The organism is Lysobacter capsici, assembly GCF_014779555.2.
Lineage (GTDB): Bacteria > Pseudomonadota > Gammaproteobacteria > Xanthomonadales > Xanthomonadaceae > Lysobacter > Lysobacter capsici.
The window spans coordinates 1,770,524-1,796,164 of the sequence record NZ_CP094357.1; the positions used below are offsets into that span (position 1 = coordinate 1,770,524).

Annotated in this window: 35 protein-coding genes; 2 read left to right on the top strand and 33 right to left on the bottom strand. The window is 64.6% G+C overall.

The window, feature by feature from the left end; translation table 11 throughout:
* Positions 1–55 precede the first annotated feature (55 nt).
* The 7 genes from IEQ11_RS07255 to IEQ11_RS07285 all read right to left on the bottom strand — a co-directional run bounded on the left by IEQ11_RS07255 (position 56) and on the right by IEQ11_RS07285 (position 4,647).
* Positions 56–325, bottom strand: a complete 270-nt coding sequence (locus IEQ11_RS07255) for a hypothetical protein (protein ID WP_191821352.1) — start codon at positions 323–325, stop codon at positions 56–58.
* A complete protein-coding gene (locus IEQ11_RS07260; protein WP_191821353.1) occupies positions 322–543 on the bottom strand; it encodes a hypothetical protein in 222 nt (73 codons plus the stop codon). The genes IEQ11_RS07255 and IEQ11_RS07260 overlap by 4 nt, the downstream gene beginning before the upstream one ends.
* Positions 544–854: 311 nt before the next feature.
* Positions 855–3,575 (bottom strand): toprim domain-containing protein, encoded by a 2,721-nt coding sequence (locus IEQ11_RS07265; RefSeq protein ID WP_191821354.1) that lies wholly within the window; start codon positions 3,573–3,575, stop codon positions 855–857.
* Positions 3,576–3,580: 5 nt separating this feature from the next.
* The gene (locus tag IEQ11_RS07270; protein WP_191821355.1) at positions 3,581–3,799 is read right to left on the bottom strand and encodes a hypothetical protein; all 219 of its coding nucleotides are present in this window, start codon (positions 3,797–3,799) and stop codon (positions 3,581–3,583) included.
* Positions 3,796–4,083, bottom strand: a complete 288-nt coding sequence (locus IEQ11_RS07275; protein ID WP_191821356.1) for a hypothetical protein — start codon at positions 4,081–4,083, stop codon at positions 3,796–3,798. Before IEQ11_RS07275 ends, IEQ11_RS07270 begins: the two co-directional genes overlap by 4 nt.
* Before the next feature lie 7 nt (positions 4,084–4,090).
* Positions 4,091–4,417, bottom strand: coding sequence for an ogr/Delta-like zinc finger family protein (locus tag IEQ11_RS07280; RefSeq protein ID WP_191821357.1), 327 nt, complete (start codon positions 4,415–4,417; stop codon positions 4,091–4,093).
* Positions 4,417–4,647, bottom strand: a complete 231-nt coding sequence (locus tag IEQ11_RS07285) for a DNA-binding protein (RefSeq protein ID WP_191821358.1) — start codon at positions 4,645–4,647, stop codon at positions 4,417–4,419. Before IEQ11_RS07285 ends, IEQ11_RS07280 begins: the two co-directional genes overlap by 1 nt.
* 85 nt (positions 4,648–4,732) lie before the next feature.
* Here IEQ11_RS07285 and IEQ11_RS07290 point away from each other — a divergent pair, with 85 nt between their 5' ends.
* Both IEQ11_RS07290 and IEQ11_RS07295 read left to right on the top strand, forming a co-directional pair.
* A complete protein-coding gene (locus IEQ11_RS07290) occupies positions 4,733–5,347 on the top strand; it encodes a helix-turn-helix domain-containing protein (RefSeq protein ID WP_191821359.1) in 615 nt (204 codons plus the stop codon).
* 73 nt (positions 5,348–5,420) lie between these two features.
* Positions 5,421–6,956: an MASE1 domain-containing protein gene (locus IEQ11_RS07295; protein ID WP_191821360.1), complete on the top strand. Its 1,536-nt coding sequence runs from the start codon at positions 5,421–5,423 to the stop codon at positions 6,954–6,956.
* On the opposite strand, the gene IEQ11_RS07300 is transcribed toward IEQ11_RS07295, so the two are convergent.
* The 26 genes from IEQ11_RS07300 to IEQ11_RS07425 form a co-directional block, all read right to left on the bottom strand.
* Positions 6,905–7,348, bottom strand: a complete 444-nt coding sequence (locus tag IEQ11_RS07300) for a hypothetical protein (RefSeq protein WP_191821361.1) — start codon at positions 7,346–7,348, stop codon at positions 6,905–6,907. The two genes, IEQ11_RS07295 and IEQ11_RS07300, sit on opposite strands and share 52 nt — an antisense overlap.
* A gap of 239 nt (positions 7,349–7,587) precedes the next feature.
* Positions 7,588–7,836 carry an LPXTG cell wall anchor domain-containing protein gene (locus IEQ11_RS07305; RefSeq protein ID WP_191821362.1) on the bottom strand — a complete coding sequence of 83 codons (249 nt, stop codon included), beginning with the start codon at positions 7,834–7,836 and terminating at the stop codon, positions 7,588–7,590.
* Positions 7,837–7,876: 40 nt separating this feature from the next.
* Positions 7,877–8,890, bottom strand: a complete 1,014-nt coding sequence (locus IEQ11_RS07310; RefSeq protein ID WP_191821363.1) for a phage late control D family protein — start codon at positions 8,888–8,890, stop codon at positions 7,877–7,879.
* Positions 8,887–9,303, bottom strand: a complete 417-nt coding sequence (locus IEQ11_RS07315) for a phage tail protein (RefSeq protein WP_191821364.1) — start codon at positions 9,301–9,303, stop codon at positions 8,887–8,889. Before IEQ11_RS07315 ends, IEQ11_RS07310 begins: the two co-directional genes overlap by 4 nt.
* A gap of 11 nt (positions 9,304–9,314) precedes the next feature.
* On the bottom strand, positions 9,315–12,005 hold the full coding sequence (locus IEQ11_RS07320) for a phage tail tape measure protein (RefSeq protein ID WP_191821365.1): 2,691 nt from the start codon (positions 12,003–12,005) through the stop codon (positions 9,315–9,317).
* 1 nt (position 12,006) lies between these two features.
* Entirely contained in the window at positions 12,007–12,120 is a 114-nt protein-coding gene (locus IEQ11_RS07325; RefSeq protein ID WP_191821366.1) for a GpE family phage tail protein, read from the bottom strand.
* 8 nt (positions 12,121–12,128) lie between these two features.
* On the bottom strand, positions 12,129–12,431 hold the full coding sequence (locus tag IEQ11_RS07330) for a phage tail assembly protein (protein ID WP_191821367.1): 303 nt from the start codon (positions 12,429–12,431) through the stop codon (positions 12,129–12,131).
* A gap of 51 nt (positions 12,432–12,482) precedes the next feature.
* Positions 12,483–12,992: a phage major tail tube protein gene (locus tag IEQ11_RS07335; RefSeq protein WP_191821368.1), complete on the bottom strand. Its 510-nt coding sequence runs from the start codon at positions 12,990–12,992 to the stop codon at positions 12,483–12,485.
* A 31-nt stretch (positions 12,993–13,023) separates the two neighbouring features.
* Positions 13,024–14,193, bottom strand: a complete 1,170-nt coding sequence (locus tag IEQ11_RS07340; RefSeq protein ID WP_191821369.1) for a phage tail sheath protein — start codon at positions 14,191–14,193, stop codon at positions 13,024–13,026.
* A 14-nt stretch (positions 14,194–14,207) separates the two neighbouring features.
* Entirely contained in the window at positions 14,208–14,567 is a 360-nt protein-coding gene (locus tag IEQ11_RS07345; protein ID WP_191821370.1) for a GPW/gp25 family protein, read from the bottom strand.
* A complete protein-coding gene (locus IEQ11_RS07350) occupies positions 14,564–15,136 on the bottom strand; it encodes a phage baseplate assembly protein V (protein WP_191821371.1) in 573 nt (190 codons plus the stop codon). Before IEQ11_RS07350 ends, IEQ11_RS07345 begins: the two co-directional genes overlap by 4 nt.
* A gap of 84 nt (positions 15,137–15,220) precedes the next feature.
* On the bottom strand, positions 15,221–16,006 hold the full coding sequence (locus tag IEQ11_RS07355) for a Hint domain-containing protein (RefSeq protein ID WP_191821372.1): 786 nt from the start codon (positions 16,004–16,006) through the stop codon (positions 15,221–15,223).
* On the bottom strand, positions 16,006–17,865 hold the full coding sequence (locus tag IEQ11_RS07360; protein ID WP_191821373.1) for a tail fiber domain-containing protein: 1,860 nt from the start codon (positions 17,863–17,865) through the stop codon (positions 16,006–16,008). Before IEQ11_RS07360 ends, IEQ11_RS07355 begins: the two co-directional genes overlap by 1 nt.
* A gap of 29 nt (positions 17,866–17,894) precedes the next feature.
* Positions 17,895–18,437, bottom strand: coding sequence for a phage tail protein I (locus tag IEQ11_RS07365; protein ID WP_191821374.1), 543 nt, complete (start codon positions 18,435–18,437; stop codon positions 17,895–17,897).
* Positions 18,430–19,320 (bottom strand): baseplate assembly protein, encoded by an 891-nt coding sequence (locus IEQ11_RS07370; RefSeq protein WP_191821375.1) that lies wholly within the window; start codon positions 19,318–19,320, stop codon positions 18,430–18,432. Before IEQ11_RS07370 ends, IEQ11_RS07365 begins: the two co-directional genes overlap by 8 nt.
* Before the next feature lie 104 nt (positions 19,321–19,424).
* Entirely contained in the window at positions 19,425–19,871 is a 447-nt protein-coding gene (locus IEQ11_RS07375; RefSeq protein ID WP_191821376.1) for a phage virion morphogenesis protein, read from the bottom strand.
* Positions 19,872–19,873: 2 nt separating this feature from the next.
* The gene (locus tag IEQ11_RS07380; protein ID WP_191821377.1) at positions 19,874–20,362 is read right to left on the bottom strand and encodes a phage tail protein; all 489 of its coding nucleotides are present in this window, start codon (positions 20,360–20,362) and stop codon (positions 19,874–19,876) included.
* Positions 20,359–20,877, bottom strand: a complete 519-nt coding sequence (locus IEQ11_RS07385) for a hypothetical protein (protein WP_191821378.1) — start codon at positions 20,875–20,877, stop codon at positions 20,359–20,361. Before IEQ11_RS07385 ends, IEQ11_RS07380 begins: the two co-directional genes overlap by 4 nt.
* The gene (locus IEQ11_RS07390) at positions 20,877–21,515 is read right to left on the bottom strand and encodes a glycoside hydrolase family 19 protein (RefSeq protein ID WP_191821448.1); all 639 of its coding nucleotides are present in this window, start codon (positions 21,513–21,515) and stop codon (positions 20,877–20,879) included. Before IEQ11_RS07390 ends, IEQ11_RS07385 begins: the two co-directional genes overlap by 1 nt.
* Complete coding sequence (locus IEQ11_RS07395) at positions 21,515–21,790, bottom strand: phage holin family protein (protein ID WP_191821379.1); 276 nt, start codon at positions 21,788–21,790, stop codon at positions 21,515–21,517. The genes IEQ11_RS07390 and IEQ11_RS07395 overlap by 1 nt, the downstream gene beginning before the upstream one ends.
* Complete coding sequence (locus tag IEQ11_RS07400) at positions 21,783–22,139, bottom strand: putative holin (protein ID WP_191821380.1); 357 nt, start codon at positions 22,137–22,139, stop codon at positions 21,783–21,785. The genes IEQ11_RS07395 and IEQ11_RS07400 overlap by 8 nt, the downstream gene beginning before the upstream one ends.
* A gap of 5 nt (positions 22,140–22,144) precedes the next feature.
* Positions 22,145–22,360 carry a tail protein X gene (locus IEQ11_RS07405; protein WP_191821381.1) on the bottom strand — a complete coding sequence of 72 codons (216 nt, stop codon included), beginning with the start codon at positions 22,358–22,360 and terminating at the stop codon, positions 22,145–22,147.
* Complete coding sequence (locus IEQ11_RS07410; protein WP_191821382.1) at positions 22,360–22,824, bottom strand: head completion/stabilization protein; 465 nt, start codon at positions 22,822–22,824, stop codon at positions 22,360–22,362. Before IEQ11_RS07410 ends, IEQ11_RS07405 begins: the two co-directional genes overlap by 1 nt.
* Positions 22,825–22,921: 97 nt before the next feature.
* Entirely contained in the window at positions 22,922–23,641 is a 720-nt protein-coding gene (gene gpM / locus IEQ11_RS07415; protein WP_191821383.1) for a phage terminase small subunit, read from the bottom strand.
* Between the two features lie 5 nt (positions 23,642–23,646).
* Complete coding sequence (locus IEQ11_RS07420; RefSeq protein WP_191821384.1) at positions 23,647–24,663, bottom strand: phage major capsid protein, P2 family; 1,017 nt, start codon at positions 24,661–24,663, stop codon at positions 23,647–23,649.
* A gap of 51 nt (positions 24,664–24,714) precedes the next feature.
* On the bottom strand, positions 24,715–25,575 hold the full coding sequence (locus IEQ11_RS07425; RefSeq protein WP_191821385.1) for a GPO family capsid scaffolding protein: 861 nt from the start codon (positions 25,573–25,575) through the stop codon (positions 24,715–24,717).
* Positions 25,576–25,641: the final 66 nt, after the last annotated feature.

A 25,641-nucleotide genomic window follows, 5' to 3' on the forward strand; every position in this document is an offset into this window, starting at 1 on the left:
TGGGAAGGCCCAGGGGCGGCGTTGGCGCGCCGCCCGCCGGACCCGCTGGTCCGGCTCAGTCGGTGACTAAGCCGCGGGTAGGGGGCGACGCAGGGCCGACGCGCTGCGCGTTATTGAGGGCGCCGTGGACGTCCTGCGCGATGTACTCGGCGACAGCGGCGATGCTGTCGTGCGACACATCGACGAAGGACACGGCCTCCGACGAAAGAGCCGCGAGAAGCGCCGCAGCCAGTTGGGCGCGGCGCAGGCGGTTCATGTCGTCTTCGCTGAAGACGTAGTTGATGCCCTCGGGGAGCGTCGGGACAGCGGCTAGGCGCGCACTCACGATTGCACCTCATCGCCGAGCAGGTCGTGGACCTGATTGATGGCGGTGACCACTTCGGCGAGCGTCAGATCGGTGACCACCTCGCGCGCGTTTTCCAGCTTGACCATCAAGGCCAGCCACGCGTGGTGGTTCCAGTCGAGGGTGTTGGCGATTTCGCCGAAGGCAGCGGCGATCTCGCGGCGCGGGTTGCCAGGCGCAACAGGGGTGTCGTGCGACATGCGGGGCTCCAGGTAGGTTGGAGTCCGGCATCCCGACGCCAATCGGGGTGACGGACGGTGCGCGGTTGGCGTACCGGACCTGGGGCCGGCAGACCTTGCGGTCTCCGCGCACCGCCCGCCGTAGAAACGGCTGGCATTTGCCCACGACGACACAGCGGGCAATAAAAAAGCGCCGTGCATCGATCGATGGGCGCTGGTGCGCCAGGAATACGGGACGCCAATCCCGGTCGCCGATTGTGCGGCGACGGCACATAGGCTGCGCCGAAGCTGCGCGCCAGTCAAGTCCGTTCGGCGAGGCGCGACCGCGGCGCTCATTTCCGGAACGTCCAGCATTTGATGACGGGAGACGCGCCCTGGTTTCCGGCGCGAATCTTGCTGTTCACCGCTACGTTGGCGTCGATGCACTTGTGGCGGCGTGAGTCGCGCAGCAGGGTGCGCAAAACTTTCAGATCGGCCAACTGCTGCGAGTGGTAGGCGGCCTTCGCTGCGAACTCGTTGAGGTTGATCGCGATCGTGTTCTCGTCGCGCGAGTGGTTCACGGTCGGCTTTTCGTGGTTGAGGCCTTCCAGGAACTCGTAGACCTCCCAGAACTCTGCGACCAGGGGATGGTCCGCGCTGATGGCGCGCTGGCGATCCAGGGCCATTTCGACGATCGCCTGCGCGGTGCCTTCGACCATTTCGGTGGTCAGCGGCACCACTAGGCGCAGGCAGTCCAGCAACGCCAGCATCTGCGCGTGGTTCTTGATCACGCGCTCAATTCGAATGTCCTTTTTCTCGCGTAGGCGCGCTTCGTACACGCGCACGCGCTCGTTGAACTTGGCGAGGATCTGGCCTTCGGCGCGGACGGCTTTGAGCAGGAAGTACGCGAGCGCGTCCACCGGCAGCGAGTTGAGGTTGTCGGCCGCTTCGCGGCTCTCCGTCGTTACCGTGGGCCGCTTGAAGTGCAGCTTGACGATGCGGGTCAGGATCGCTTCGGAAGCATCGACCGGCGCGTTTTGACTGATGACGATGGTGCCGCGGAACGGCGGCTCGTAGGTTTCATTGCCGCCGTTTCGAACGCCGCGCGTGCGCAGCGTGCCGCCGCCGAAGAAGTCCTTCAGCTCGTCCCAATCGAAGCTCCTGGCGTGCGCTTTGTCGGGCTGGCTGCGGTCTGCCTCCAGCAGCACGACGGGCATGTTCGCGATCTGGCCCATCGCGCGGGACCGGCCGGCCACGGACGACTTGGCGGGATCAAAGCCCTCGTAGTCTTGGCGGCCCAGCAGCTTCCACAGGAACGTCAGCAGCGTAGTCTTGCCGGCGCCTGCCTCGCCGGTTGCCTCCAGGAAAGGGAACGATTCGTGGGCATCGCGGATCTGTTCGGCGAACAGCGAACCGAACCAGAAGGCCAGGGCGACGATGCCGTGCGTTCCGAAGCACAACCACAGCCACGGCAGCCAGTCCTCGCGGTAGGCCTCGGCGTCGCGCTGCAGACGCAGCCGGATCGACTTCTGGGTGCTCTTCAGGCGCAGCTTGTCGAAGTCGAAGTAGTCCTCGGCATTGACCTGCACCAGTTCGCCCTCGCGGACGGCCAGTTCGCCCAGAAGATAGGCGCGGTGTTCCTTGCTGTAGCCGATGAAGTCGATTGCATCGACCGTTTTGATATTGAAGAGCTGGTCCTTCATGACGTGGATCAGCTGCGCCGCGGTGCCGTCGAACACCGCGCCCGGCGCGAAGCTCGCGAGCCGATCGCGGAACGTGGGGGCGTTGAGCGTCTGGGACGAGGTAAAGGTGCCTTTTACACTCGGTGCGTCATGCGGGAAATCGACGCGGAAAAAATACCAGGACTCGTCGGTCACTTCGTTGCGCTGGAAATAGAGCGCTTCCGGATAGCAGTTGGCGATTTCGTGAACATCAGCCGCAGCGCGGCGCAAGCGATCCTCCGCGACCTCGTCCAGCTCGTCCTCGTCCAGGCCTTTCTCGGCGGTGTACTGGCTGCGCGCCTTCTCGTAGCGCAGCTTGTCAAATTCGAACCAGTACAACCGCGAGCGATGCCCCAGATGAAAACCGGAGCGTTTGTCGTGGTCGTACATCAACAATCCCTTCTCCATCGCGCTCTTGGCCAGGAACAGCGCGCCTTGATACCGAGCTTCCGCGATGTCATCTGCCCATTGCTTCGCCGCGGTGTCGGCTTCGGCGTATGCGTGCGCGCGCAGGTGAAGATCGTTCCAGTCGGTCTTCTTCCCGTCGCGCTGAGGGATTAGCGCAGCGCGGCAGCGGAAGCCCAAGGCTTCGGCGCGGCGGACGTGCTTGCGGATGTAGTCGTGGGTGCCCGGGCGATCGCCAACAGCCGGTTCGTTGTCGAGAGCCCATATCAAAGTTGGCAGATTGCCCGAGCGCCGCTTAGCGAGAGCGCGGAGCGATTCCTCCGGGAATGCGTTGCTGCTCATCGCCGACACGGCCGCGTGGCCGTGCTGGACGTGGGCGATAGCATCGAAGATGCCCTCGGTCACCCAAACCTCGCTCGCGGTGTCGAGCATGGTGTCCACCGCAGGCATACACCACCACACCCCGGCGTAGCTCGCGCCCGGCTTGAAGCGCGCCTTTTGCTTTCCAAACCGGTGCGGTCGATCGATCAGGCGTTCCCAATACCCGCCCTTGTCGAGTGCGAAGCGCACCGTCGCGGTGCCGGCTTCGATCTTGCGGTCGTAATAGGTCTCTTGCGTGTAGAGCCCACGCAGGTCTTTGAGCGCGAAGCCGCGGTTGAACTCCAGGTACGCATCCGCTGCGGCGGTCGGATTGGCCGGTGTTGCCGTATAGCGTTTGGACCAGTCGTCGAACAGATCGTCGTACAGGTCTTTGACGTGCAATTCGCGGCCGCACTTGGACTGCCGGCCGCAGCGCAACACCCACGGTTTCAGGTGGCTGGTGTAAAGCTCTTTTTTTCCGCACGCCGGGCACTTGCCGCCGCGCATGTAGTCGGTGCCCGGGCGATGCTTGAGCCCGTAGTCGCGCTGAAGGCGGTCGATGACCTGGTGGCGGATGCTGTCCTGCATTGCGATCAGGCCTCGCGATCCCTGCACAGATAATTCCGTGCCCACGCTTCAGGGGACGGGATACGTTCGAAGTCGCCGCCGGCGGCGATGAACGCTTCGACCTCCGCGCGCAGTTCGTCGGCCTTGCGCGCCTTGATCGTCGGTTCGACGATCTCCGACTGCACCGGGAGCGGCGCTTTGCTGAAGTTCGGGATCTGTGCCGAGTACCACCCGTAGTCCTTCATCGTGTGGCCTCGCGCTCGATGCGTCCGGTGTTCAGCAGTTCGATGCCGTCGTCGGTGACGCGGACGGCGCAGAACGAAGCGCCCACCGGCGCGACCAAGCCGAGCTTGGCCAGCGCGCCGACGTCGGCTGCGGTGTGGATGGCGTCAAGCTCGCGCACGTGGAATCGGCGCGGGACATAGGCCTCGCCGGAGTTGGTCAGGACCAAACCGGCGCAGCGATCGGCTGATTGCAGGCAAAGCTGTAGCGTTGACGGCAGAGCCGCCAATTCGATTGACCGGAGCATGTGGACCTCAGTGGTCGGCGTTAGCGGGGATGCTGTCGAGCAGGTCGAGCTGCCTCTCCCCCTGGGCTTCCCGGTAGGCCTTGAGCGCGATGTTTCGCGCGTAAGACGGCGATTCGGGTAGGTCGCTGGGGCGGGCGTTCGGCAGGCCGCTGGGGCTGGCGATGCCGGTGAGTTCGGTGTGGCCGGTGTAACTGGCGCCGCACATCGGGTTGTCGCAGACGTAGGCGTCGTGCCGCAGATGCTGATGGGACAGATAGCTGGTGCGCTTGATCAGCACGCTGCCGCAGGCGTCGCAGGTGAACACCACGCGCTTCCGCTGGCTGAACACGGTCATTACTGGGCCTCCCCTAGGGGCGCGATCACGCCCGCCTTCAGGCCGAGCAGAACGGCGGCGCGATGAGCCTCGCCGTAAACGCCCTTCTTTTGCTTGTGCAGCACCTGATACACGGTCGCGTAGGGCAGGTCGTGTCGGCGCGCGAAGGCGGCGATGGTCTCGCCTCGACTCTTCAACTCGGCCAGCGCCTGTTCCGGCGTCCGGATTTTCGGCCCTTGTGCGTTGGACATGGGTTAAATAAAGTTCAGAAGTGGGAACTTGGATGGGATCATTGGGTAAAAAATTACCCATGTCAACAGGTGGATGGGTATCTGAATGGACGACCTCGTAAAAATTTGCGCACGCATCAGGGAGGAGCGCATCCGACTGGGCATGAGCCAGCAGGAAGCGGCCGACGTGGGCGGCGTGACGCGCAAGACGCAGGCGGCCTACGAGAGCGGCGCTTCGGCGCCGACTGTCTCGTATCTGCTGTTGATCGCAGCGCGGGGGATCGACGTGCAATACGTCATTTCCGGGTCTCGCGACCGCGGATTGATGGAGGGCCACGTCAGCCTCGACGTGCTGCCCGGCTTCGCGCCCGCCGACGGGCCGACAACGATTCAGCTGCCAGAGTTTTTACTGCAGCGGAAGGTTGGAATGACGGCGATCACAAACGTGCGATGGGCGCTGAATCCTTCGCGCGCGATGGAACCCGAGATAGAAAGGAACCAGCTTGTTCTGGTGGATGTATCACAGTCTCAGATTTCGGGGTTGATTGACGGTAATACTTACGCGTACACGTTGTGGGATCGGCCCGACATTCGGCGGGTGAAGTTGTGGCGCGATCGTCTGGCGGTTGTTGGGTACGGGAAGAGCCCGGAGTCAACGGACGTTTTCAAAGATGATGAAGGCAGCCTAGAGATCTTCGGTGCTGTCGTGGGTGTGCTCTAAATTTAACGAAAGGACACAGGGGGCGGGCGGCATGGAGGTAGTTAGCCGTAATTGGAGGCCCGTAGTTCAGGGCTTGATTTTCAGCGTCGTGTACGGCGCTTTGATGCTTAGTTCGTGGCGGCTCTCCGTCGATCAGTGGTATCTGCCGGCCGGCATCCGCTTGGCGGCGTTGCTGTTTCTTCCGACGCGGTTCTGGCCGTATATCCTCGCGGGCGACGCCGCCGCGTTCCTGACGCTGCGCGTGCCGAAGGCGGAACAGTACGGCGAGCTGTGGGCGTACCTGAGTCCATTTTTGCTCGGGCCTGCGGTTGCCATAGTCCCGGCGATCTTCCGCCGGCAGTTGGGCGTGATCAGCGATCGTGAGCGCTGGTTCCCCGTGATCGCGCTGGCGACTGCGGTGTGGACAGCGATCGCCAACATGACGATCAATTTCGCGCTGTCCGGCCCGTCCAGCAGCGGCACAGTTGAAAACTTCTTGCGCTTCTCGGCCGGGCAGTACCTTGGCATGGTCATCTTTGTGCCCGCCGTGATGGTTTGGATTCGGCGCAAGGACGGCATGTTCTGCCCGCGCCAATTCTCCACCCACTTGGTCGTCGCCGTCGCGCTCACTGCTGTGGCCTACTTCGCCGCGAACTACACCGGCAGCGAGCCAGCCCTGCGCCAGTTGTTACTGCTGTTGATGATTGTCCCGGCGGTTGTGCTGACTTTTATGCACGGTTGGCGTGGTGCGGCGCTTGGGATCGCGGTCGCGAGCGTAGCGTTCGGGCTCCCAACAACAGCGTTCGACGCCGCTGGTGCTCACGATGCCGTAGCTTTCGTCGTCCAGATCGCGTTGGCGATCGCGACCGTAGCGTTATACGTGTTCGGTGCAGCTATCTCCGCGCACTACGACCATGCACGAAAGCTGGGCGTCGCCGAGCGCCACGCGCTCAAGATTGCGCATAGCAGCTTTGTGTCCAGGGAGCGGCATCTGCGTGAGAGCGTGATCGCGCTGGCGCAACTGCAATCGGGTCGCGATGAGGACCGACGCAACATGGCGCGTTGGTTGGAAGAGATGGGCCACACTGCTGCGGCCGCCGATCTGCAGCGCGTCGGCAAGCAAGAGTCGCGACTGTTCGACGAGCACGCAGCGGCCTTGTATCCGCTGCGGATCGAGCGACACGGCCTTTTCGACGTGCTGCAGTCTGTTGCGTTCAGCAGCGTTTGGGCCGGCGGTAGAGACGTGCGATTCGTGTTCCGTGGCGCCGCCCGCGCGCTCTCCGTCGATCTACAGTTGGCGGCGTATCGGTGCGCGTGCAATGCGGTGGCGCTGTTGGCGCAGGGGGCACCGATTCGTCAGACCGTGCGCGCCCGCGTCTGGGCGGGTGGTGAATACCGCGGCATCGTCGTGTCGATCGAGGCGACTGCGGGACAGGCGATCCCGCCGAATCAGACGGCGACCCTGGCGGCCCTGGAGCTTGAGGGGCGCATAAACGCAAATGGCGGCGCCGTGAAGCGCCGCCATGCGAATCGGATCAGCTTCCTGCTGGTCGAGCCGGTCGGCCCGACCAGCGACCGTCAGCGCTCTCCTGCCGGCGTCACCGCCCACCAGTCGCCGCTGGTGGTCTGATAGACCCACACGTCGATCGCGTTGGTGCCGTACACCCGCTTCGCGCTGGTGTACGCCGGGATCGTGACAGCGTTGCCGGGCACGGACACGCGGTCGGCGTCAACGCCGATCGGCAGCACCCAGAACGTGTCGCCGATGCGACCCACCGCGGCCCGGACGGCGCCGGCGCTGTCGTTGGCCTGCACGTAGCGGATTCCGTCGCGCTGGAACTCGTAGACGCTCCAGGTCGAATCCGCGGCTACGTCGGCCGTAGTGGGAAAACTCTCGCCTAAGCCGACGCTGGCGAGCTTCTGAGGGCTGTTTCCATCGGATGGGCAGCATGCGAGGCTGGCCAGCGGGCTCGCGAGCAGCGCGAGGCCCAGGACCAGTGCGGATCTGGAGCGGGTGAGCATTCCTTCCTCCTTGGCGTGGTGGGCGCCGTCCCAACGGCGGCCCGGTTCGTTGTAGCCCTGCGACAGTACCGTATTGTGATTGCGGTCACCCGCCATGCCGGCATGTTGCAGGGTTGCCTACGGCCAGCCTACCCCGGAGCGGCCACGGAAACCGGCACCTTTTCCGACAACTGAGATCGCAGAACAAAAAAAAGCCGCCGGGGTTCCCGGCGGCCTGTTCTAACGCCGTCAGCGGCGCGCTACAGCTGCGCCTGCGGCGGCTGCGGGCCGAGGCCGCCACCCCCAGGGCCGGCCGGGCCGCGGCGCTTGGGGCGACGCCGGCGGCGATACAGGTAGGCCGCGGCGCCGGCGATCACCAACAACACCAAGACCAGCATGCCGAAGCCCGGCGACTCGGTGACGGAAGTGGCCGGCGGGCTGCTCGCGCACGCCGGCAAAAGGATCAGGGAACACGCGAACAGCACGAACAGGGACAACATGGGCCTCATGGTTTCCTCCTAGGGTGGGCACCGCGGGGCCGGCGTCGGATCAGGATCCGCCGCCGGCGTCGGTCTCTAACTCCAGCTTCGTGGTGAAACCCGCCGAGCTGGTGATGGTGTGCGTGGTCTTGGCGATCAACCAGGCCGTGTCGTCGATCTCCGGTTTGAAGCCGCGCAGGCGCAGTTTTTGCTCCGGGGACAGGTCGGCGCGCCCAAGCGCTAGCGTGAAATCCATCTTCGCCGCGCCGCGCTTGATGCGCTTCCATTCGGCATTGGCGTGTTCCCGCGCTTCGGTTTCGTTGTTGTAGGTCTCGCGCAATCGCTTGGCGTTGCCGCTCGCGCCTACCAGGACCGATTTTCGATTGGCGCCGGGCTTGTTGTTCCAATAGGCGCGCACGCCGCTGTAGCTGTCGCGATCTGCCGCTCCGTAGCGGTGTTTGTCGCCGCTCGCGCGCGTGATCAACGCGGTCGGCAATGCTTGACCGCTCGCGGTGGTGCCGCTTCCGATCGGCATAAACAGCAGACTCCCAGCCTTCACTGTAGCGACCGCGTCATAGCGCTGTCCGAGTCGCGTCAACAGATGCACGTCGCTTTCGCCGGTCTGGTCCAGGTGCGCGATCTGGACGCCGGTCAGAGCTGGCGCAATGCGCGCCTGCAGCCCGTGTTCTCCGGCTAAGCTGCGGATCACGTCACCCAAAGTGACCTGATGCCAGCTGCGCTCGCGCCGCGTGCGCATTGGATTACTCAGGTCGGCGCTGCGGGCGCGAACCGTGATCACGTCCGGCGCGCCACTGTGTTCGACCTCGTCGACGCGGAAGGTGCCTTTTTCGATCAGGCCGGCATCCTCCCACCCGATCGCCACGGATAGCGCAACACCGCGGCGCGGCAGCGCCATACGCCCATCGTGGTCATGAATGACCAAGTCGAGCTGGTCGGCTTCGCCGCCGCGCGACTCAGTCAGCGTCAGCTCCAGCAGGCGCGGCTTGAACCGTTCGGTCAGATCCGTGCCATCCAACACCACGCGCCACGCGGGCACAGCATAGGGTTCCGCGTTCTGGGTCATCGGGATGCTGCCTGGTCCGAGGATTCGTTCATGGCTTCGTCGTCGACGCGAAGGAGCGACAGCTGAAACTCGATGCGGCGAGCCGCACCGTCTTGAAAGAACAGCGACCGGCTGTCGCTGATCGACTTCAGCACGAACGCGCCGTAGACCAGACCTGTGCCGTCGACCAAGGCCAGTGGCCGGCCTTGATTCGCTAGGTCGCGCAGCAGATCCAGCGAAGCCGGATCGCCCGTGAGTTCGGGGGCGATCCGCCCGCTAAGCTCAATTGTCTCTTCATCGGGGCCGAGGTACTGATGCGCGGCGCGTGCGCCGATGCGATCGCTGCTGGCGTGTCGCCACGCGTTGGATCGCTGCAGCTGCTCATACGCAAGCCGCGGCAACGAGAAAACGAAAGTTCCTAGTGCCATCATCATGCGCGCGGCCCTCAGTTGTAGTCGGTGAGGCGCGAGCGTGTACGCGCAGCGTCGCGTCGATCGCGCTCATCTAGCTGGCGACGAACTTCGGCGGCGATCGCTTTCTCGTCCATGCCCGGCGCCGCGTAGATGTTGATTTCGTAGTGCCGGGCGCCGCCGGAATCGCGGGCAATAGCAGGCGCGATCGGACCGCGTGTGTCGATCGCGATGGCCGGCGATGCCGCGGCCGCGATCGCAATGCCGGCGCCAGCTTGCTGCAGTCGGCCGCCAAACGCGGCGATGCGCTGCAAAGGTGCACGCTGGCCGCGCTCCAGGCCGCCGGCGAAGCCCTGCATGGTGAAGTCGCCCAACTGCGCGAACACACGCGAAGGGCTGTGAATGCCGAGGATCCGCTTCAGGCCGCCGATAGCACCGCTGCCCAGCGACGATATGACTTCGCCTACGGCGCCGAGCCGCGAGCGGATACCGTTGACCAAGCCAGCGACCATGTCGATACCGGCCTGCAACATCTTTGCCGGCCAACCGCCCAGGATCCCATTGATCGCAGCCCACATCGATGCAAGCCCGGAGCGAATCTTGTCGCCGTCGCCGCTGAAGATGCCGGTCACCAGCGTCCACGCGCCGCTCACGTATTGCTTCACGCGCTCCCAGAGCCCGGCGAGATAGGGCGCAATCGTGCCCCAGTTGTTGATGATCATCCCCAGCGGCGAATACGCGAACAGCTTCTTGATCCACTCCCATGCCCAGGCGGCGATGGCGACGATGCCGTCCCAGAGTGCCTGGAACCAGGGGCCGAACGTGTCCCAGTTGCGATAGATCACGTATACAAGGCCCGCGATCAACATCAGCAGCACGCCTATGGGATTCGCGGTTATCGCCATACCAACCATGCGCAGGCCGGTGGCGACCAACGGCAGAACGCGTGCGCCAACGCTCATCAGCACCTTGCCGATGCCGGTGAACAGCGGCGCCGCGGCGGTGGCGGCCATTTTGAGCCCGGCGAAGGGCATCAACACGGTACCGATCGCTAAGGCGAGACTGCCCGCAGCCGCGACCACGGCGACAATCACGGCCAGCACCTTGAACAGGCCGCCGGCGAGTTCGGGGTTCGCCTTGACCCAGCCCTGGAAGCGATCCGCCAGTTGCGTAATCAGCTCGATCAGATTTTTGATGTCGGGCGCGGCGGCTTCGCCCATTGCGGCCAAGCCGTTGACGAATGTACCGGACGCGGCGTCCCAGAGATTCTTCAACGTGCCTAGCTGCGAGTTCACCCGTTGCTGCAGGCTCGCCTGCGCGGCCATCTTCGCCTGAACCTCGCCATATCCCGCAGCACCCTTGGAGATCAGCAGAGACACGACCTGCAGCGTTTCGGCGTCGTCACCGAACAGCTTTTTGATCACGGCCAGCCGGTCAGAAGTGTTGAGCTTTTCCAGCTTCTTCAGCTGCGCGAACATCTGGTCCAGGCCGCCGAACTCGCCCTTGCCGTTGCTGAAGTCCAACTTGATGCCGCTGTCCTTGACCAGCGCGTTGGCTTTGGCGAGTTTGCCTTCGTCCAGTGCCCCCTGAAACACCTTGCGGTAGGCGTTGCCGGCGGCCTCGCCCTTCATGCCGGCTTGGTCCGCCATGACCAGCAGCGGCGCGAACGCGCGGGCGGCGTCGATGCCCGACGTTTTGATCACGTCCATCGACGACGTCATCTTGCTGAAGCCCTGCAGCATGTTCTCGGCGTCGACGCCCAGATAGAACGTTCGCTGGATCACGTCGCTGAGCGCCATCATGTCGCGCTCGCTGGTGCGCGTGGCGTCCTGCAACTTGGCAGCAAACTCCGCTGCCTCGCTGTAACCCATCTTGAGCTGCACGCCGATGTAGCCGGTGGCTTCACCCAGGCCGCCAAGGATGACCTTCGCCGACATGCCTTGGCGGCGCAACATGGTCATCATCTCGTAGAAGTCGGCGGTGGTTCCCGGCAGCCGGTTGCCGAGCTTCTGCGCGAGCGCGTCGATTTGCGCGAACTCGGCTGACACCTTGCCATTGGCGCCCATCATCGACGCGCGCAGCTGCGTGGCGGCTTCCTCCTGCGCGGCGAACGCGGCGACGGGCGCGCCGAGGCCGCGGGCGGCGGCGACACTGCCGGCGACAGCTACCGCGCCGCCGGCGGCGAGCTTCGCGCCGGCGCGTTGCAGGCGTTGCATCTTTGCCTGCGCCGCGCCCAACTGGCCCAGGCGCTTGCGTTGTGCGTCGAGCGCGCGGTTGGCGCCGGCGATATCGGACTGCAGTTTGCGCTCATGCACGGCGAGACGCGACGTGCTGACGCCTGTCGCTTCCAGGGCTTGCTTGGACGCAGCAAGAGCGGCACGTTGTTTGGCTTCCGCCTCGCGCAGACGGCCCACCACTTCACCTTGCTTCTTCAGCTGCGCGGTGAGCTTCTTCGTCGGTGCGTCTGTGGCGTTGGCTGCGGCGCCGAGCTGCCGCAGCTCGCGCTGCGCCTGAACGAGCTTTGCCGACGTGCTGCCCAGCGCCGCCTCCATCTTGCGAAAGCCATCGATATCGCGCTGCGCGGCCTCAAGGCGCTTGAGTTCGGTCTGCGTGGCGCGCAGCGCCTTCGCGGTGGCGCCGCTGCCGCCCATGATGCGCTTCAGCGGACCGGACGCGCGGTCGATCGCGTCGAGCAGTACCTGCAGTTTCAGGGTGTTTCCCGCCACGCTAGTCCGCTCCGCTTCGCTCTCGGGCGCGTTCGCGCCACTCCATCAGTTCCGTCAGGGACAGCTCGTCCATCGCCGCGGGCGGCCAGTGGAAGACCGCGGCGATATCCGCCATCGCGTCCTCTACGCGCCGAGGGACAGGGCCGCCCGATCCGCCTTCGGCAAGAAAAAACCCACTACCTCGCTGCCGATCGTCATCAGATCGGGCAGGTCGAGCTGGCCGACGTCGTGCGCGGTGAGGGTCGGATTGGTGATGCGCGGCAGTACGACATGCAGGGCGGCCACGTCCAGCTTGAGCAGCTCGGCCAGGGCGATGCCGCGCAGCTCGCCGGCGGCGGGTTTGCGCAAGGTGATTCGCTCGATTCGCTGCTCGCCGCGGACGATCGGGGTTTCCAGAGTGATCTCGGTGGTCTGTGTGTTGCTCATGGGGCTCTCTCCAGGGAAGGGAACGCCCGGCAGGCGCCGAGCGTTCTAGGGTCAGATACCGATCGCGCGACGCTGTTCGGCGAGAAGATCGACGCCGTTAACGATCTCGATCATGTTCACCAGGTCGATCTCGATAACGGCCACGCCGTTGACCATCAGCTTGTAGTAGCTGCAGGCGAACTTGGCCGTGAACTCGGTCGCTTCGCCGGGCTTCGCGCTGCCGAGGTCGACCTCGCTGTAGCGCCCGCGCGTTACGACTTCCACCGAGTCCACGCCGCCGGTGTCGTCGCGCTTGTATGCGCCCGCGAAGCGCCACTGCACGGCATCGTGCCGGGTGGCGCCGTACTGCTGCAGGACCGAGCGCATGAAACCGCCGAACTTGGCCTCCATCTCGATCGCGTCCTGGCCGTTGTCGATCTTCACCGGGCCGTTCATGCCGCCGGCGCGGTAGTCCTCCATCAAGCGGGTGAGCGTCGGCAGCTTCACCTCCACGACTTGGCCGATATAGCTCTCGCCGTTGCCGAAGAGGTTGCAGTTCGCGAGGGTTTTGGGCATTGCCATAGTTGTCTCCGGAAATCGGGCGTTGCGATGGTCAGCCGTTCACGCGGTCGGCGAAGTCGGCGAGGTAACGATCGGTGATGCGTTGCTTGAGAATCAGGCTTTCCAGCGGCGGGACCGGGGTGTAGTCGTAGTCGATGTAGAGCTTGCCGCCGGCGAGGGTGTCCTTGGTGTTGATGGTTTCGTCGTACCAGGCGGACGCGTCGATCACGTAGCCATTGGCCTTGAGCTCGCGGAACTTGGCGTTGATGGATTCCACGATGTCCCGCACCAAGGTCGGGTGCATGGGCTTGTCGATCGCCCACGCAAGCCCGTCCGCGATCGTGTCCATCAGTACCTGCGCCGTGCGCGTCGCGGATTCGAACGCGAACAGCGGATCGTCGCTGCAGGTGCGCGAGCCCCAGAACCGGAAGCCGTTGTAGTTGACCAGCGTGGTCACGTCGCCGGCGTTGAGATATCCGGCGTCCGTGGTGGAGTCCTGCAAGTCCCAGTACACGTCGCGGGAGATGCCGGTAACGCCGTCGACGGCGACGTTCGACAGGGTTTTGTGCCAGCCCTGCTCCTGGTCGATCTTGGCGCGCAGACCCAAAGCCCGCGCCACGGCGAAGGCGGGCTTGGTGCTGCTGGTGGTGGTATCCCAGCCCAGGAAATCCGGCCAGATGATCATCAGCTCGCGAGCCGCGAAGCTGTCCCGGTACTGGACCACCGATTCCTTGTCTGCGCTCGCGGCGCCGCTGATGTACGCCATCGCACGCAGTTTCTTGGCGACGATGGCCAGAGCCGCAGCGACCGGCTGCGTATCCAGGCCCGGACAGCCGATGATCCGCGGCTTGATGTTGAGTTGACTCTGGGCGACAAGCAGCGCCTGCAGGCCGGTATAGGTCGCGCCGGTAGCGGAGCCGATGACGTTGGTGGTGGTGGCGGCGTCCGAGGCGCCGGCCTCGACGCGCACAACAATGGTCCACGGGTCCGCCTGGTCGGCGATGGCCTGCAGAGTCGGGCGCAGCGTGCCGTTCGTTCCCGCCTTCGCCAGCGCGGCGCGCAGGTTGGTGAACAGCACCGGCTTGTTCAGCGGGAATACGATTGGGTCGGCGTCGCTGGACGTGCAGACCACGCCGACGATTGCGGTCGACACGGTCCGAATCGGGCGGCCGCCTTCGTTGATTTCTTCGACGCGAACGCCGTGATGATAGGTGTCGACCATGTTCTTCTCCGTGATCAGTAGAAACCGCTGCGCAGCGGCAGAGTGATGCGGGTGTACTCGTTTGTTGGGCCGCTGTCGGTGCGCCGGCCCTCCAGGTAAAGCGTGAAAGCGCCCGGCTCGGCACCGGGAGTCAGATCGATACGGGTTAGGCGCAGACGGGGCTCCCAGCGCATCAGTGCAGTCGCGGTGGCGCCGTAGAGCTTCATCCGTGTGGCGCCGTTGAAGGGTTGGTCGATCAGCTCCGGCAGCAACGATCCATAGTCGCGGCGCATCACGCGCGAGCCGATCGGCGTCATCAGGATGTCGGCGATCGACTGACGAAGATGGTCAGTGCCGTCGATCCATCGGCCGGTGCTGGCGTCCATGCCCTTCACGCTGGCGGTCCCGACTGACCCGAACCCGGCTGGACATTCTTATGCGGGTGATTCTTGAGGCTCTTTCCGCCGCCGATCACGTCGACCTCGGCGGTGACCGTGCCACTCACGCCGGCGTCGCCGTTGATCTGGGTAGCGCCGTTGACGATCAGAGGGCCGTTGATGGTCACGCCGCCATCCGCCGTGATCTCGGCGGTTCCACCGGCCGGCAACGCGGCTTGAAGGGCGTGCGCCGCTTGGTCGTACTGGATCAGCGCGCCGTCCGCGAAGCGGATCAGATGCAGCGATTGCGCATTTGATGGTGCGACGAACGCATCGGAGTAAATGCCGCGCAAGAAGACGGCGCCGTGTGTGTCGCCGTTCGGGCACAGCAGGATGCCTTGCTCGCCGAGAGAAGGCGCCGACCATTCGATGGTCTCGCCGGCTCGCGGAACGAACCACGGCACCAAATCGGTCTTGATCTCGCCGGTATCGACACGACAGCGAGCTGCTGCGTGATCCACTTCGGCGATGGTGCCGAAGCGGATCGCGTTGCCGAGCTGACGCTGAAGTTCGGAGACGGAATCCATGCCGTCATGGTGTGGCCGCGCTCGCGGGCGCGCATGGATTCCGGGCTGTTAGGACGTGGATTACACGGCGAGCGATAGCCGGCGTTAGTTCTTCTGCTCGGGATTATGCGACAGGACGATCGTCCCAGGAAACGCTTCGAACATGAAGCAATCGACATCTTCCACGTCGATGTTCGCTACCTGCAGAGGCGCGTCGACGAACGCGACAGAATTGATCGGCACCTCCTCGCGGTCGATGGACAGGAAGGCGTCGCCGCTGCGCAGCTCCCGTGCCTGCCGCCACGCCCACGCGCCGTCCCGCAGCACGAAGAACCGATGTTCGTAGGTGGCGCGCAGCTCGCCATTGATTAGCCAGTGCGAGGGGTAACTGGCGTGCAGGGTCATACGAACGGTGACTGGCACCAACTGGCCACGCTTGCCCGCTTCCCGTTCAACGTTCCAGACGGTCCAGTCCGGCGAGCTTTCGTCGATCATGCCGTCGACGTAGTAGCCCACGACCTGGTCGCCGGGCTGAATGTCCTCGATCCGCTTCGTGTTGCCGCTGCACAAAGGGATCATCGTGCCTAAGGGTAGGCACCCGCCGCCGCCATCGCCGCCGCCGCCGACAGAGCCACGTTGCGCATACATCTGGCGAATGTCGACGCCCTGTTCGTTGCGATAGCCTGTGTCCACCGGTAGCGTGGTGCCGCCCAGTGATCGCGGGTAGTAGCGTGCGGACAGATCGGAAGCAGTGTCTGCGCGCATCCCCGCATCGGGCGCGGCCGCGGCGGTGCCGCGAGCATGGAAGACGTCGTCCAGGTCAACGGCGCCGTTGTACGTCACACCGGCAATGGTGACGTTGGATAGCAAGGTGCGCAGCCCCACGGCCATCAGTGCTTGCCCTCAAGGACGAAGACGCGCTCGGCCAATTCCTGGACGGCCTTGATCAGCAACGGAACTAGCTGACCATCCTCGACCGCGTCCAACTTGCGGTCGCCGTATTCGATCGCGCCAGCGAACACGGGTTCTGGCACGATTTCTGCGAGCTGTTCGGCGATCACGAAAAGACGCTTTCGCCCGCCGTCCTCGTGGTAGTCCTGCTTGTAGCTGCCGATGGCAGTTTCGATGCGCAGCAGCTCCGCTAGGCCATAGGGGATCGGCCCATCGATGTCCTTCAGCTCGCGCGACGAGCCCTTCTGGAATCCTCCGTCGACGACGAGCTGCGCGCCGGGCATTCGATACGACCCGCCATCCCAGAACAAGTAGCGGTCTCCGCGCCCAAGGAAGATCACGCCGCTGCCATCCCCGCGGCTGGCAGTGACGTCTGCGAACTGAACGGTGGCTCCAATGCTGGCCTTTGTGTTGGGGTCGAAGTTGCCGCGGCTCCAAATTTCCCACGGGCCAAACATCAGCCGCTGTCCGTCCCAGCCGAATTGGTGTCCAGAGTTGCCGAAGAGAAAATAGCCCTTGGTCGGATCTTGCAGACCGCGCACGGCGGCGGTATTCGATACGCCGACGTCGATCAGGTCAACGTCATTGCCGACCCGGAAAAAGCCGCCATTACTGCCGTAATCCAAGGCGACGAAGTTCGGAGCGGCGACCGTGCCGGTGTACTCTGTGGTCTTGCTCGATTTGTGCGTGCGGTAGATCTGGCCCTTCGACGTGGAAAACAGGCCTATGGCCTCGTTGTTGGAGTAGTAGTAGAAGTCGTCGACCCCGAAAGTGATCGCGCTCTCGCCAGCGTTGTCGACGCCGATCCGGATCCCCGTGCCGGTGAACTGCGGGTCGCGCCGTGGAGCCTTTGCCGCCAGCGCCGAGACCAAGCCGGCCACCTTCGTTTGTTCCAGGTCCGGGATCCGAGCCACGTCGAAGACGCCGGATTGCACGTCCGCAGCCGCGTGAATGTGGCCGCTCGGCGGAAAGGCGGGGGGCTTTCCGGTGACTTCCAGCCAGGTGGGCCACCGGGATGCTGTGCTGGGGACGTTGTCCAGGTTCGCCCAGTCGTGGCGATGCCCGCTGGGCGGAAAGCTCGGCGGTACTCCGGTCAGGTTGTCCCACGCCAGGTAATAGGCGCCGTGCTGGCCGTCCAGCAGGTCCGCATCTAGGCCCTTGCCGGCGCCGTCGTCTTTCAACGCCGCGGACTTGATCTCCAGCGCACCGCGCAGAAGCGCGGCCGTTGCCAGTGCGAGCAGCGGCTTTACAAACGCGCTGGGCGCGTTTGCGCCAAAGCGCGCGTTCAGCACTGCCTTGATTCCGGCCGCGGTCACGGCGCGGCTGTTGTCGACGCCTGCGATAGCTTCGTCGTTGTCCGCCAGCTCCACCACACCTTGGACCGTCGTAGTCGCCGGCGGATTCATCCAGTCGGTGTCGCCGAACGTCAGGCTGGTGGCCAGGATGTCTTCTATACGACCGTCGACTGCAAGCAACAGCATTGCCTGCGCCGCCTTCTCCATGATCGGCGACGTCGCGCAGTAGGTTGCGACCAGGATGCCGCTGTCCGCGTAGAGGCCGAAGCCCCACAACGTGTACTGGTCAGAGCTGTCGTCCCGCAGCGTGACGTGAATCGTATCGTCCGCCACTGCCGCGCCAGCGAAGGTGCGCAGGCGCTTAATCTCGCCGGGCAGCACGGTAAGTTCGGCTGTCGCCGCGAACGATTGCCCGGTTACGCCAATTTCGCTGATGCGAACGGCTGCGGTGCCGGTGTTCTCGGGGTTGACCATCGCGGCGCGGCCGGCCGTGGTCAGTTTCATGGTCGGAAGCGTCATGGCGGGCCTTTGAACTATTCGACCTGCAGCTGCAGGCGGCGATAGGAAGCGACTCGGGCGGCAAACACCACGCCAACTGGCAACTTGGCTTGGACGCCCTGCGTGAATGTGAAATGCGACCGGACGGGTTTTGTTCTGCTGACCTCGGCGATCACGTCGTTGACGTACTGGGCCGTGGCGGTTTCCCCGCCTTCGCCGGTTAACGTCAGCACCATTTCGAAGGTGTGCGGCTGTCCTGGCGGCTCTTGCTGCCACCACTCGCGTAGCTGCACCGCGCCACCGAAAGCCGCTACGACCTGCCGCACGCTTTGCGCGGTGCCCTTGCGGCGTTGGATTTCCATCGCGGTTCGAAGTCGTGCGCGCTTGACGTGTTCCGGCCAGTTGGGCTGCCACGTGTCGATCGACAAAGCCCACGCCAACCAGGGCAGCAATTCGACGGGGCACGTGTCGGCGTTCCATAGCTTCCGCATGGGGGTCGGCACGTCATCGATGCGAGCCGACGCGCGTTCCAGAGCACGTTCGAGCGACGTCGCGTTGGGCGGCAACAAGCTACTCATCGACGCCGCCAGAAGTGATCGTGATGCCTGTACACCAGGACGCTTCGGTGCGATCGATGACGAGTCCGGACGCCGGCGACGTGATCTCGACGCGCTGCACGCCTTCGGAGTGCAGTACGGAGTAGATGCCTGACAGGGGAACGTCCCGCCCGATTCGGTGTGATTCCTGGACGTAACGCTCCAGTCGGCGTTTGGATTCGGCGAGGACCAAAGCGGAATCGGGACCGGCGTAGGTGTACACCGTCGCTTCCACGGCATAGCGCACGATGGTGGCCGCGCGCACGGTCACGTGATCGGTGAGCGGGCGTACCGAGTCATCGGACAGCTTGGCGGCCACCGCGGCGACCAGGGCGGCATCGGCAGTGCCGTCGTTCTCGCGCGCCAGAACGGTCACAACGACCTCGCCGGGGGAAGGACTCGTAGCCGACGCATCCAACACGCTCGCGTGGGCGCTGAGTGCGTGGAAAATGTACGCGCCTTCCGGTCCGGCCACGCTGAGACTTTCCGGCGAAAGCTGTGCGCGGCGCCGGAACTCCAAATCGCTTTCCATCGTCGGCGGGATGGATTGCGCCGGATTGCCCGGATCGAGCACTTTTCGCGTTACACCGAAGCCGAACGCCAACTGGTCCAGATCAGATCCTGCCGCGTAGGCCAGCATTACGGCCCGACAGCCTTCATTCGCTCGCTGCCGGACTTTCACTTCGCGGTACGCAAGCACCTGCAGCGCCTTGTAGATGGGATCGGCTTCGGTGAACGCGCTGAACTCTGGCGCGAAGCGGCGGAAGTCTGCGAGGATCTGCGCCAGCACGACTTCGTAGTCGATCTGTTCGACAATGGCGGGCGCGGGCAACCGCGAGAGATCGACGGCGGTAAAGGTGGACATGGCGTGGCCGGGCGCGGGTTGATTTCAGAGTCGCCGCGCCGGCCTGATGCAACAACGCAGTCGCGTTGTAGGAGCGATTTCTACATTCGCCCTCGTTGCTCGCGCTATCGCGTGAGGTGTTCGACTAGCAGATCGCGGATCGCCTGGCGCTCTGCCTCGGTGAATCCCAGCAGTTGACGGCGCTCATAGCGCACGGATGGACCATCACGGTCTACGCGATCGGTCAGGCCTTCTTGGTGGACGCGGGCGATGCGGGCGACGCGCCCAAGAAAGCCGACCGCTGCGCCGCGTTCGCTGGCCTCGATCTTCAGATAGCGCGCTTGCGTTATGCGCTGGAACATCGCGGCCTTACGTCGCTTGATCTTGCCTGCCTCGTCGCGTTTGCGGGGCGCGTATGCGCTACCGTCCGGGTTCCGTTGATCACGAATACGCTGAATTTGACCGCGGCGCAGCTCGCCGCCAATAGTCCGGGCGAGTGCGCGACGTTGGGATGGTTCCAGCTTGGCGAGCAGCGGCGCGACCCACGCTTCCAATTGCTGCAGCTCGTCCATGATCAGCCCGCTGCAGCGTCCGGCGCGTCCCAACCGCCGATCCATTCGCCCTGCAGGTACACATCCCAGCGACCGCCGGGAAGTGTGGACTCGATCTCGGGCTCGGGGTAATGCTCCACCTTGTACCCGCCGCCTTGCTGCTTATGCACGCCGACGCGCTCGGTCAGCGGCAGCCTGATTTCCAGGTCTACCTTGTCGTTCGCCAGCAGCTCGGCCTCAAACGCGATGCCGTCGCGAAGCGAAGGATTGGCCAGCAGCTCGGATTGATTGCGCGCCAGCCACACAAGCAGCGGGACCATGACCGCGTCAGGGTGGCCGCCGAAGTCGGTGATGATCAGGTGCAGCGTATACCGATACTCAAACGACAGACCCGGCGCGAGCGTGGCCGCTAAACCGCCCTCTTTGATAAACAGCAGCATTCGGTCCGGGTCGCGCTTGAGTTCCGGTATCGCCGCGGTGAGCTGCGCTCGCAGGCTCTCCGGCTTGATCACGGCGATTCGCTCGTCGGAAGTGAATTGATGTAGTCCTGCAGGCCGATCATTTGCTCTCGGATTGTGTGACACGTGGTGTAGTTGCCCGCGACGGTGTCGGCGACGGCAGAGAGCGTAAGGCCGGCGGCGGGCGCATCAGGATCTCCGGCGCTGGCGTCCGGGGCCGTATTTGCGGCGGCGGCGTCGTGGATGCGCACGAAGCCAGCAGGAACAACGCAAGCGGCATCAGCTTTTGCGGTGACATAAACCGGGATCTCCTTGGTGATGGTGGCGCCGGTGAGGTGAACCGTCTGCACGCGGTCGACGTATTGGGTCACGATGCGAACATTGGCTCGCGCCGCGTCGCGTTCGATGCGAGCGGTATCGCGTTCGACCGTTGCTACGGCGTACCGCGCCTTTGCGTCGTCGGTGTCGCGCTGCGCCGCGGCGATTCGGCTTTGCTGGTAGGCGGCGCCGAAGGCGATGGCCGCGAGTAGCGCGACCATGAGAAGCGCGAGGATGGCGCGGGCCGACATCAGCTCACCCCCAGAATGGACAGGGCGCGGCGGGTGCGGTCGATGCGGTCCTGCAGGCCTTCCGGCGTGCGCTTCGACGTGGCCGAGCCCAGGTTGATCTTCCGGCTGACCGCGAGGATGTCGCCAGCGTCCGCTAGCGCGTTCAGCCCGTTATCCTGCCAGTACGCGGCTGCGGCCATCGCGCCGACATCGACGTCGAGCAGGAGCGCCGGCTGCTCCTCCAGCGGCTGGCCGATCAGCAGGCCCGCACGGCGATAGTTGTCGCGCCCGGTAACCTGGATCGGGCCGCGGCCGCGGAACCGGTAGCCGTCGCCGCTGGCGACGTTGCCGTTACCGTTGCGACCGGCGTAGACCTGGTTGCCCAGCTTCTCCGGTTGGCGCAGGTACTGGCTGGCGGCGTCGGGCGGCAGTCGATGCCCGAACACTTGCAGCAGTCGCGGCAGGCTGCTGTAGCTGAGGTTTTCTTCCGTCCGCGAAAGGCTGAGGCTTTCGTGTCCGAGCTCCGCGACGAAGTGCGCGATGCGCCGCGGCGTGCTGATGCTGAACTTGCGCATGGCAGCGCTCAACGCGGGATGCCAGCGGTTGGCGCGCACACTCGGGCAGCGCATGGCTTGTTGCAGTTGTTCTGCGGTGAGCATCATTCGACCCTCAGAATGCGCGCGACGTTGCCGCGGGCGCGGTAGGTAAGGACTGCGAGTACAGCCAGGACGCCCAACTGCCAGGGGCTTGCGTGGGCAGAGGCGCCCGCCAGCGTGATGTGGATGGCTTGCCCGCCGGTGCAGACGATGAGCAGCCATGCGCACAAGCCAACACCAACGCGGTGGGAAGCGTCCGGCCCGCGCTGGTAGGTGATCAAGCGGGCGCAGATGGCGACGCAGGCGATCAGCGTCAGGGCGGTAACAAGGCTATGCATTCGGCGGCCCTCCGCGGCGCAACCAGTTCAGGTCGAAGGCGCGGCTCTTTTCGATCAGCGTCAGCGTGATCGTGATGGCGACGGCCGACGCCACGAAAGCGGCCACGCCAGTGGAACGAATCGGGATCCACCGGACGATCTCGATGCCGGATTGATAGCCGGCCACAACGCTGACCAGCAGATAGACGAGTCGCTGCCAGGTCGGCAGCGATTTCGCGGACACCACGAAAAGGGTCGCGCCGGCGAAGGCGCCGATCAGTGCATCGCCGTCGATGCCCGGCCACATCGCGGCAAGGCCCACTCCTGCGGTGAGCCCGCCGGCCGTGGAAAGGGAAGTCGGTTCGGCCATCAGGTTCAGTCCCAGAGTTGGACCAGCGGCCGAACTGCGGCCGCGGTGGTGGAAGGGGTGAGTTCGGGAAGATCGACAGGCGTACCGTGCGGAAGGATGGCGCCGAGCTGGCACAAGCCCGGATTGAGCTCCAATGCCATCTCCAGCAGGCCCACGGTCCGGCCGAGGTGTCGCCAGCACAGCAGGTCAAGCGTGTCGCCTTGGCGCGCGTAGACGCGCATCAGATCAGCTCCACAGTGATGCGCGAGGCTCCCAGAAAGTCGCGCACCGCAAAGCGCAGATCCCGACGCAGCTCGTCGATGCTCGGCGTCAGATCGTCGGCACGTTTATCGCCTGCGGCCGCGGTGTCGTAGGAGCGATACCGTTGGGCCAGCTCGGCAGCCGTCCCACAAGCGATGGCTCGCAGGTATAGCTGAGCGAGACGGGACACGCCGTCGATGTGCTCGGAAGGCACGTCGTTGAGCTTTTCGAATCCCGCGTTCTGCTGCTGCGCCCGCCACTTCGCCAGATCGGCGTTGACTTCCAGCGCCACGGCGACGATGGTCGAGCGCAGACGATCGGGCGCGACGGCGCCATCGATGCGCATGGCGGCGCGCAACGCGATCGGATCGATCGATGGCCAGAACTCGCTGTTCGCAATGACCGCTTCGTCTCCAGCGTTTCCGTTTGCGATGAATCCGCTCATGACAGGATCTCAGGTCGCCGGTGGTCGGGGCGTCACCGCATCGGAGAGAGTGATGCGGATCAGCCCCGAGCCGGCGGGGTTGCGTGGGGACGCTCGGTTAGCTGCTCGCGCCGGCATCCGCCGGCGGCGCAGCGTGTTTCTTCAAGAAGCGCTCGGCGCGCTCCAGATCCTTCTTGCCGCCGCAGCTGCTGTGCAGGTCGATCGCTCGCTTGAGGTTGTCGACGCCGGCCTGGACGTCGGCCCCGGGCGGCACGGAGTCGTCGGTGACTCCGTTCAGCAGTGCCCGACCCAGCGCCAGATGGAGCTTGGCGCGCACTTCGTCGGGCATATCCTCGGTAGCCGTCAGCGCGGCGGCGTGGGCGAGGATGCCGGCGTCGAACAACTCGCCGACCTTTTGCGCCTTCAGCGCGGCTTCCGCGATTTCCTCGGCCACGAGGCAACCGGTGGTGCGTTCGAAGCGATCGGGCATCGCCAGGCCGTGCCGCAGCACGTACTCGGCGACGGTGAGGGCTTCCTGAAAGGCGCCCACGTCGATGCACCACAGCATCGTCGTGGTAAGTACTTCATCCGGCGTGCCGTTGCCGGCCTCGATCACGCCGGCGACATAGGGGCCGTAGGCGGGCAGCATGTCGCGTTTGAGTTCGGCCTTGGCCTGTGCGGACTGGACCTGCTTTAGCCGCAGACGATCAGACTGCAATTGGGCCATGTGCTGCTCATAGGCGGTGGCGCCGGCCATCAGCTCGTTGGAGCCTCGGCTGGCGGCCTCCTTGGCCGCCAGTGCCTGGACGTAGTGATTCTTAGCAGGGCTGTGCGCCATGTCGGTCAGGCCTCGATCTCGATGTGCTCGACGACGCAGCCCAGGCCGAAATCCTCGACGACATACGCGTCGTTCGACGATTCGTAGTTGGCGATCTGATTCAGTTCGGGTTCTTCCTTCATGTAGCGGCGCCGACCATTGATCTGCCAGTACAGCGACAGGTTCTTCAGCGTAGTGATCAGCAGAGTGCCGTCCGGGATGTACGGAACTTCCGCGAGCGGCAGACCGCCCGCGCGCTTCTGGGACAGGATGATGTCGGTTGCCAGCTTCTCGGTGGCCGGCTGGTCCTTGTTGACCATCGGAAAATACTTGTCGTGCACCAGCTCGCGGCCCAGCACTACGATGAGGGCCGGATTCTTCTGGTGCCACGGATCGATCAGCGCGCTGACTGCGTCGTAAACGAGAGCGTCGAGGTTCTTGTAGTCCGCATTGACGCTGGAGCCGATGACGACTTTACCGGCGGTCTTGCCCGACGCGAGCACGCGAGCGTTGGCGTGGTCGCGGTACTGCTGCAGCCAGCCCTTGTTGACGTCCTGCAGCAACGGATTGGTTGCGCGGTTGGTCGTGGGCGCCACGCTGGTGCCGTTGAAGCCGATCATCAGGCGATCGAGCGCCTGCCGTTGCACGATCGCATCGCGCAGGCGGGCCTGGAAGTCGGGGAACTTGGCCCAGGCGTCGAGCGTCGCGTATTTGATCGCGGTGTCGAAGTCGGTCTGCACCGCCTGATACCCGGTGCCGTCGACCGCGGCGACGTTGCGCGGTTGGCGCTTCTGACCGGCGCTGGTGTCGGTTCGGCCGGCAACCGTGCCGGAGACGCCCAGGGCAACCTTCTCGCCCTGAAGTTCGTCGACGCCGACGACGTTGATCTTGCTCAGGAACTCGCTGGATTCCTGAATGCGGTTTTCCAGCTTCTGCTGGACAGTGGGCGCCACAGCGAACGTGACGGCGGTCGACTCGACTTCATTGAGCTGAGCGACCTGGGCGTTATAGGCGTTGAACTGGCGACGGGTAAGCGGGCGCATTGCGTGCTCCGAGAAATTCGACTGGATGGGGCGGTGTTTGTTCTGGTGGGCTTAGCAGTCGGTGAGTTGCGCCGACCCGATGCCCGTGGCCGCGGGACGACCCGGCTGGCTGTGGTCGACAGTGGCGCCCAGTTGCGACTTCAGCGCGGTAAGGTCAGCACTCAGGCTCTGGACACGCGCCTTCAATTGCCCGTTCTCGCGCTCGATCTCGCCAAACCGTTGATCCTGCTGGCGCACGTGACTGGCCACGGCCGTGACGGCTTCGCCGACCGCGGCGAAGTCGGTGGGCGCAGTCGGCGGCGCGACCGGCTCTGCCGGCTTCTTGCCCAGCAGAGCCTCGACGCGCGAAAACAGCGCATCGACCAAGCTCGGCTTATCGTCGATCTCTTCGAATTCGATGTCCGACTCGATGGCTACGCTGAAGAAGTTGTCCGGCGATTGCTTGCGCGACTTCAGCGGGCTGGCGTCGGGATTTTTGGTGGCGAACTCGAACATCTCGGTGCCCAGGCTGGCCGGACTGTCGGTGACGCCGAGCCCGCGCAGATACGCTTTGCCAGAGCCGGCGAAGTTCGGATCCACTTCGATCGAGCTGTAGACCTTCTGCTTAGCCTTCGTCATGGACACGAACTCGGACGTGGGCTCGACCTGGGCGAACAGCGCCAAGCGATCCTTGCCGTCGATCTGCACGGTGTCGGTTTTCACCGACAACACGTCGCCCATGCAGCGGAAACCCCACTCGGGATTCATGCCGCGGATGTGCTCGATGAAGATGCGGGCGCCGTACTTTTGCGGGTCGTAAGAGCCCGCGATATCGGTGAGCCAGCTGCGCTCGATGGTGCGGCCATCGCAGGTGGCACCCTCGACCGCGACCCGGAAAAACTTCGAACGGAACTTTTTGACTTTCTCCGACATGGTGTCCTCTGCGCGTTTGGGCAGGATGCGAGTGCATCGCTAGAGGCTTAATGGTCGGCACCGGCT

What these genes read in the sequence shown, in the direction of transcription:
- IEQ11_RS07355 (WP_191821372.1), bottom strand. Translation starts at nt 16,006, where the DNA reads ATGGCCGTGGGGCTGCGCACCTTGCTATCCAACGTCACCATTGCCGGT.
- IEQ11_RS07275 (WP_191821356.1), bottom strand. Translation starts at nt 4,083, where the DNA reads ATGCTCCGGTCAATCGAATTGGCGGCTCTGCCGTCAACGCTACAGCTT.
- IEQ11_RS07395 (WP_191821379.1), bottom strand. Translation starts at nt 21,790, where the DNA reads ATGCATAGCCTTGTTACCGCCCTGACGCTGATCGCCTGCGTCGCCATC.
- IEQ11_RS07270 (WP_191821355.1), bottom strand. Translation starts at nt 3,799, where the DNA reads ATGAAGGACTACGGGTGGTACTCGGCACAGATCCCGAACTTCAGCAAA.
- IEQ11_RS07375 (WP_191821376.1), bottom strand. Translation starts at nt 19,871, where the DNA reads ATGGACGAGCTGCAGCAATTGGAAGCGTGGGTCGCGCCGCTGCTCGCC.
- IEQ11_RS07410 (WP_191821382.1), bottom strand. Translation starts at nt 22,824, where the DNA reads ATGAGCGGATTCATCGCAAACGGAAACGCTGGAGACGAAGCGGTCATT.
- IEQ11_RS07330 (WP_191821367.1), bottom strand. Translation starts at nt 12,431, where the DNA reads ATGAGCAACACACAGACCACCGAGATCACTCTGGAAACCCCGATCGTC.
- IEQ11_RS07290 (WP_191821359.1), top strand. Translation starts at nt 4,733, where the DNA reads ATGGACGACCTCGTAAAAATTTGCGCACGCATCAGGGAGGAGCGCATC.
- IEQ11_RS07280 (WP_191821357.1), bottom strand. Translation starts at nt 4,417, where the DNA reads ATGACCGTGTTCAGCCAGCGGAAGCGCGTGGTGTTCACCTGCGACGCC.
- IEQ11_RS07300 (WP_191821361.1), bottom strand. Translation starts at nt 7,348, where the DNA reads ATGCTCACCCGCTCCAGATCCGCACTGGTCCTGGGCCTCGCGCTGCTC.
- IEQ11_RS07340 (WP_191821369.1), bottom strand. Translation starts at nt 14,193, where the DNA reads ATGGTCGACACCTATCATCACGGCGTTCGCGTCGAAGAAATCAACGAA.
- IEQ11_RS07310 (WP_191821363.1), bottom strand. Translation starts at nt 8,890, where the DNA reads ATGACCCAGAACGCGGAACCCTATGCTGTGCCCGCGTGGCGCGTGGTG.
- IEQ11_RS07325 (WP_191821366.1), bottom strand. Translation starts at nt 12,120, where the DNA reads ATGGCGGATATCGCCGCGGTCTTCCACTGGCCGCCCGCGGCGATGGAC.
- IEQ11_RS07305 (WP_191821362.1), bottom strand. Translation starts at nt 7,836, where the DNA reads ATGAGGCCCATGTTGTCCCTGTTCGTGCTGTTCGCGTGTTCCCTGATC.
- IEQ11_RS07405 (WP_191821381.1), bottom strand. Translation starts at nt 22,360, where the DNA reads ATGCGCGTCTACGCGCGCCAAGGCGACACGCTTGACCTGCTGTGCTGG.
- IEQ11_RS07285 (WP_191821358.1), bottom strand. Translation starts at nt 4,647, where the DNA reads ATGTCCAACGCACAAGGGCCGAAAATCCGGACGCCGGAACAGGCGCTG.
- IEQ11_RS07370 (WP_191821375.1), bottom strand. Translation starts at nt 19,320, where the DNA reads ATGTCCACCTTTACCGCCGTCGATCTCTCGCGGTTGCCCGCGCCCGCC.
- IEQ11_RS07420 (WP_191821384.1), bottom strand. Translation starts at nt 24,663, where the DNA reads ATGCGCCCGCTTACCCGTCGCCAGTTCAACGCCTATAACGCCCAGGTC.
- IEQ11_RS07350 (WP_191821371.1), bottom strand. Translation starts at nt 15,136, where the DNA reads ATGGATTCCGTCTCCGAACTTCAGCGTCAGCTCGGCAACGCGATCCGC.
- IEQ11_RS07315 (WP_191821364.1), bottom strand. Translation starts at nt 9,303, where the DNA reads ATGATGATGGCACTAGGAACTTTCGTTTTCTCGTTGCCGCGGCTTGCG.
- IEQ11_RS07365 (WP_191821374.1), bottom strand. Translation starts at nt 18,437, where the DNA reads ATGAGTAGCTTGTTGCCGCCCAACGCGACGTCGCTCGAACGTGCTCTG.
- IEQ11_RS07335 (WP_191821368.1), bottom strand. Translation starts at nt 12,992, where the DNA reads ATGGCAATGCCCAAAACCCTCGCGAACTGCAACCTCTTCGGCAACGGC.
- IEQ11_RS07400 (WP_191821380.1), bottom strand. Translation starts at nt 22,139, where the DNA reads ATGGCCGAACCGACTTCCCTTTCCACGGCCGGCGGGCTCACCGCAGGA.
- IEQ11_RS07260 (WP_191821353.1), bottom strand. Translation starts at nt 543, where the DNA reads ATGTCGCACGACACCCCTGTTGCGCCTGGCAACCCGCGCCGCGAGATC.
- IEQ11_RS07390 (WP_191821448.1), bottom strand. Translation starts at nt 21,515, where the DNA reads ATGCTCACCGCAGAACAACTGCAACAAGCCATGCGCTGCCCGAGTGTG.
- IEQ11_RS07425 (WP_191821385.1), bottom strand. Translation starts at nt 25,575, where the DNA reads ATGTCGGAGAAAGTCAAAAAGTTCCGTTCGAAGTTTTTCCGGGTCGCG.
- IEQ11_RS07385 (WP_191821378.1), bottom strand. Translation starts at nt 20,877, where the DNA reads ATGTCGGCCCGCGCCATCCTCGCGCTTCTCATGGTCGCGCTACTCGCG.
- gpM (WP_191821383.1), bottom strand. Translation starts at nt 23,641, where the DNA reads ATGGCGCACAGCCCTGCTAAGAATCACTACGTCCAGGCACTGGCGGCC.
- IEQ11_RS07265 (WP_191821354.1), bottom strand. Translation starts at nt 3,575, where the DNA reads ATGCAGGACAGCATCCGCCACCAGGTCATCGACCGCCTTCAGCGCGAC.
- IEQ11_RS07360 (WP_191821373.1), bottom strand. Translation starts at nt 17,865, where the DNA reads ATGAAACTGACCACGGCCGGCCGCGCCGCGATGGTCAACCCCGAGAAC.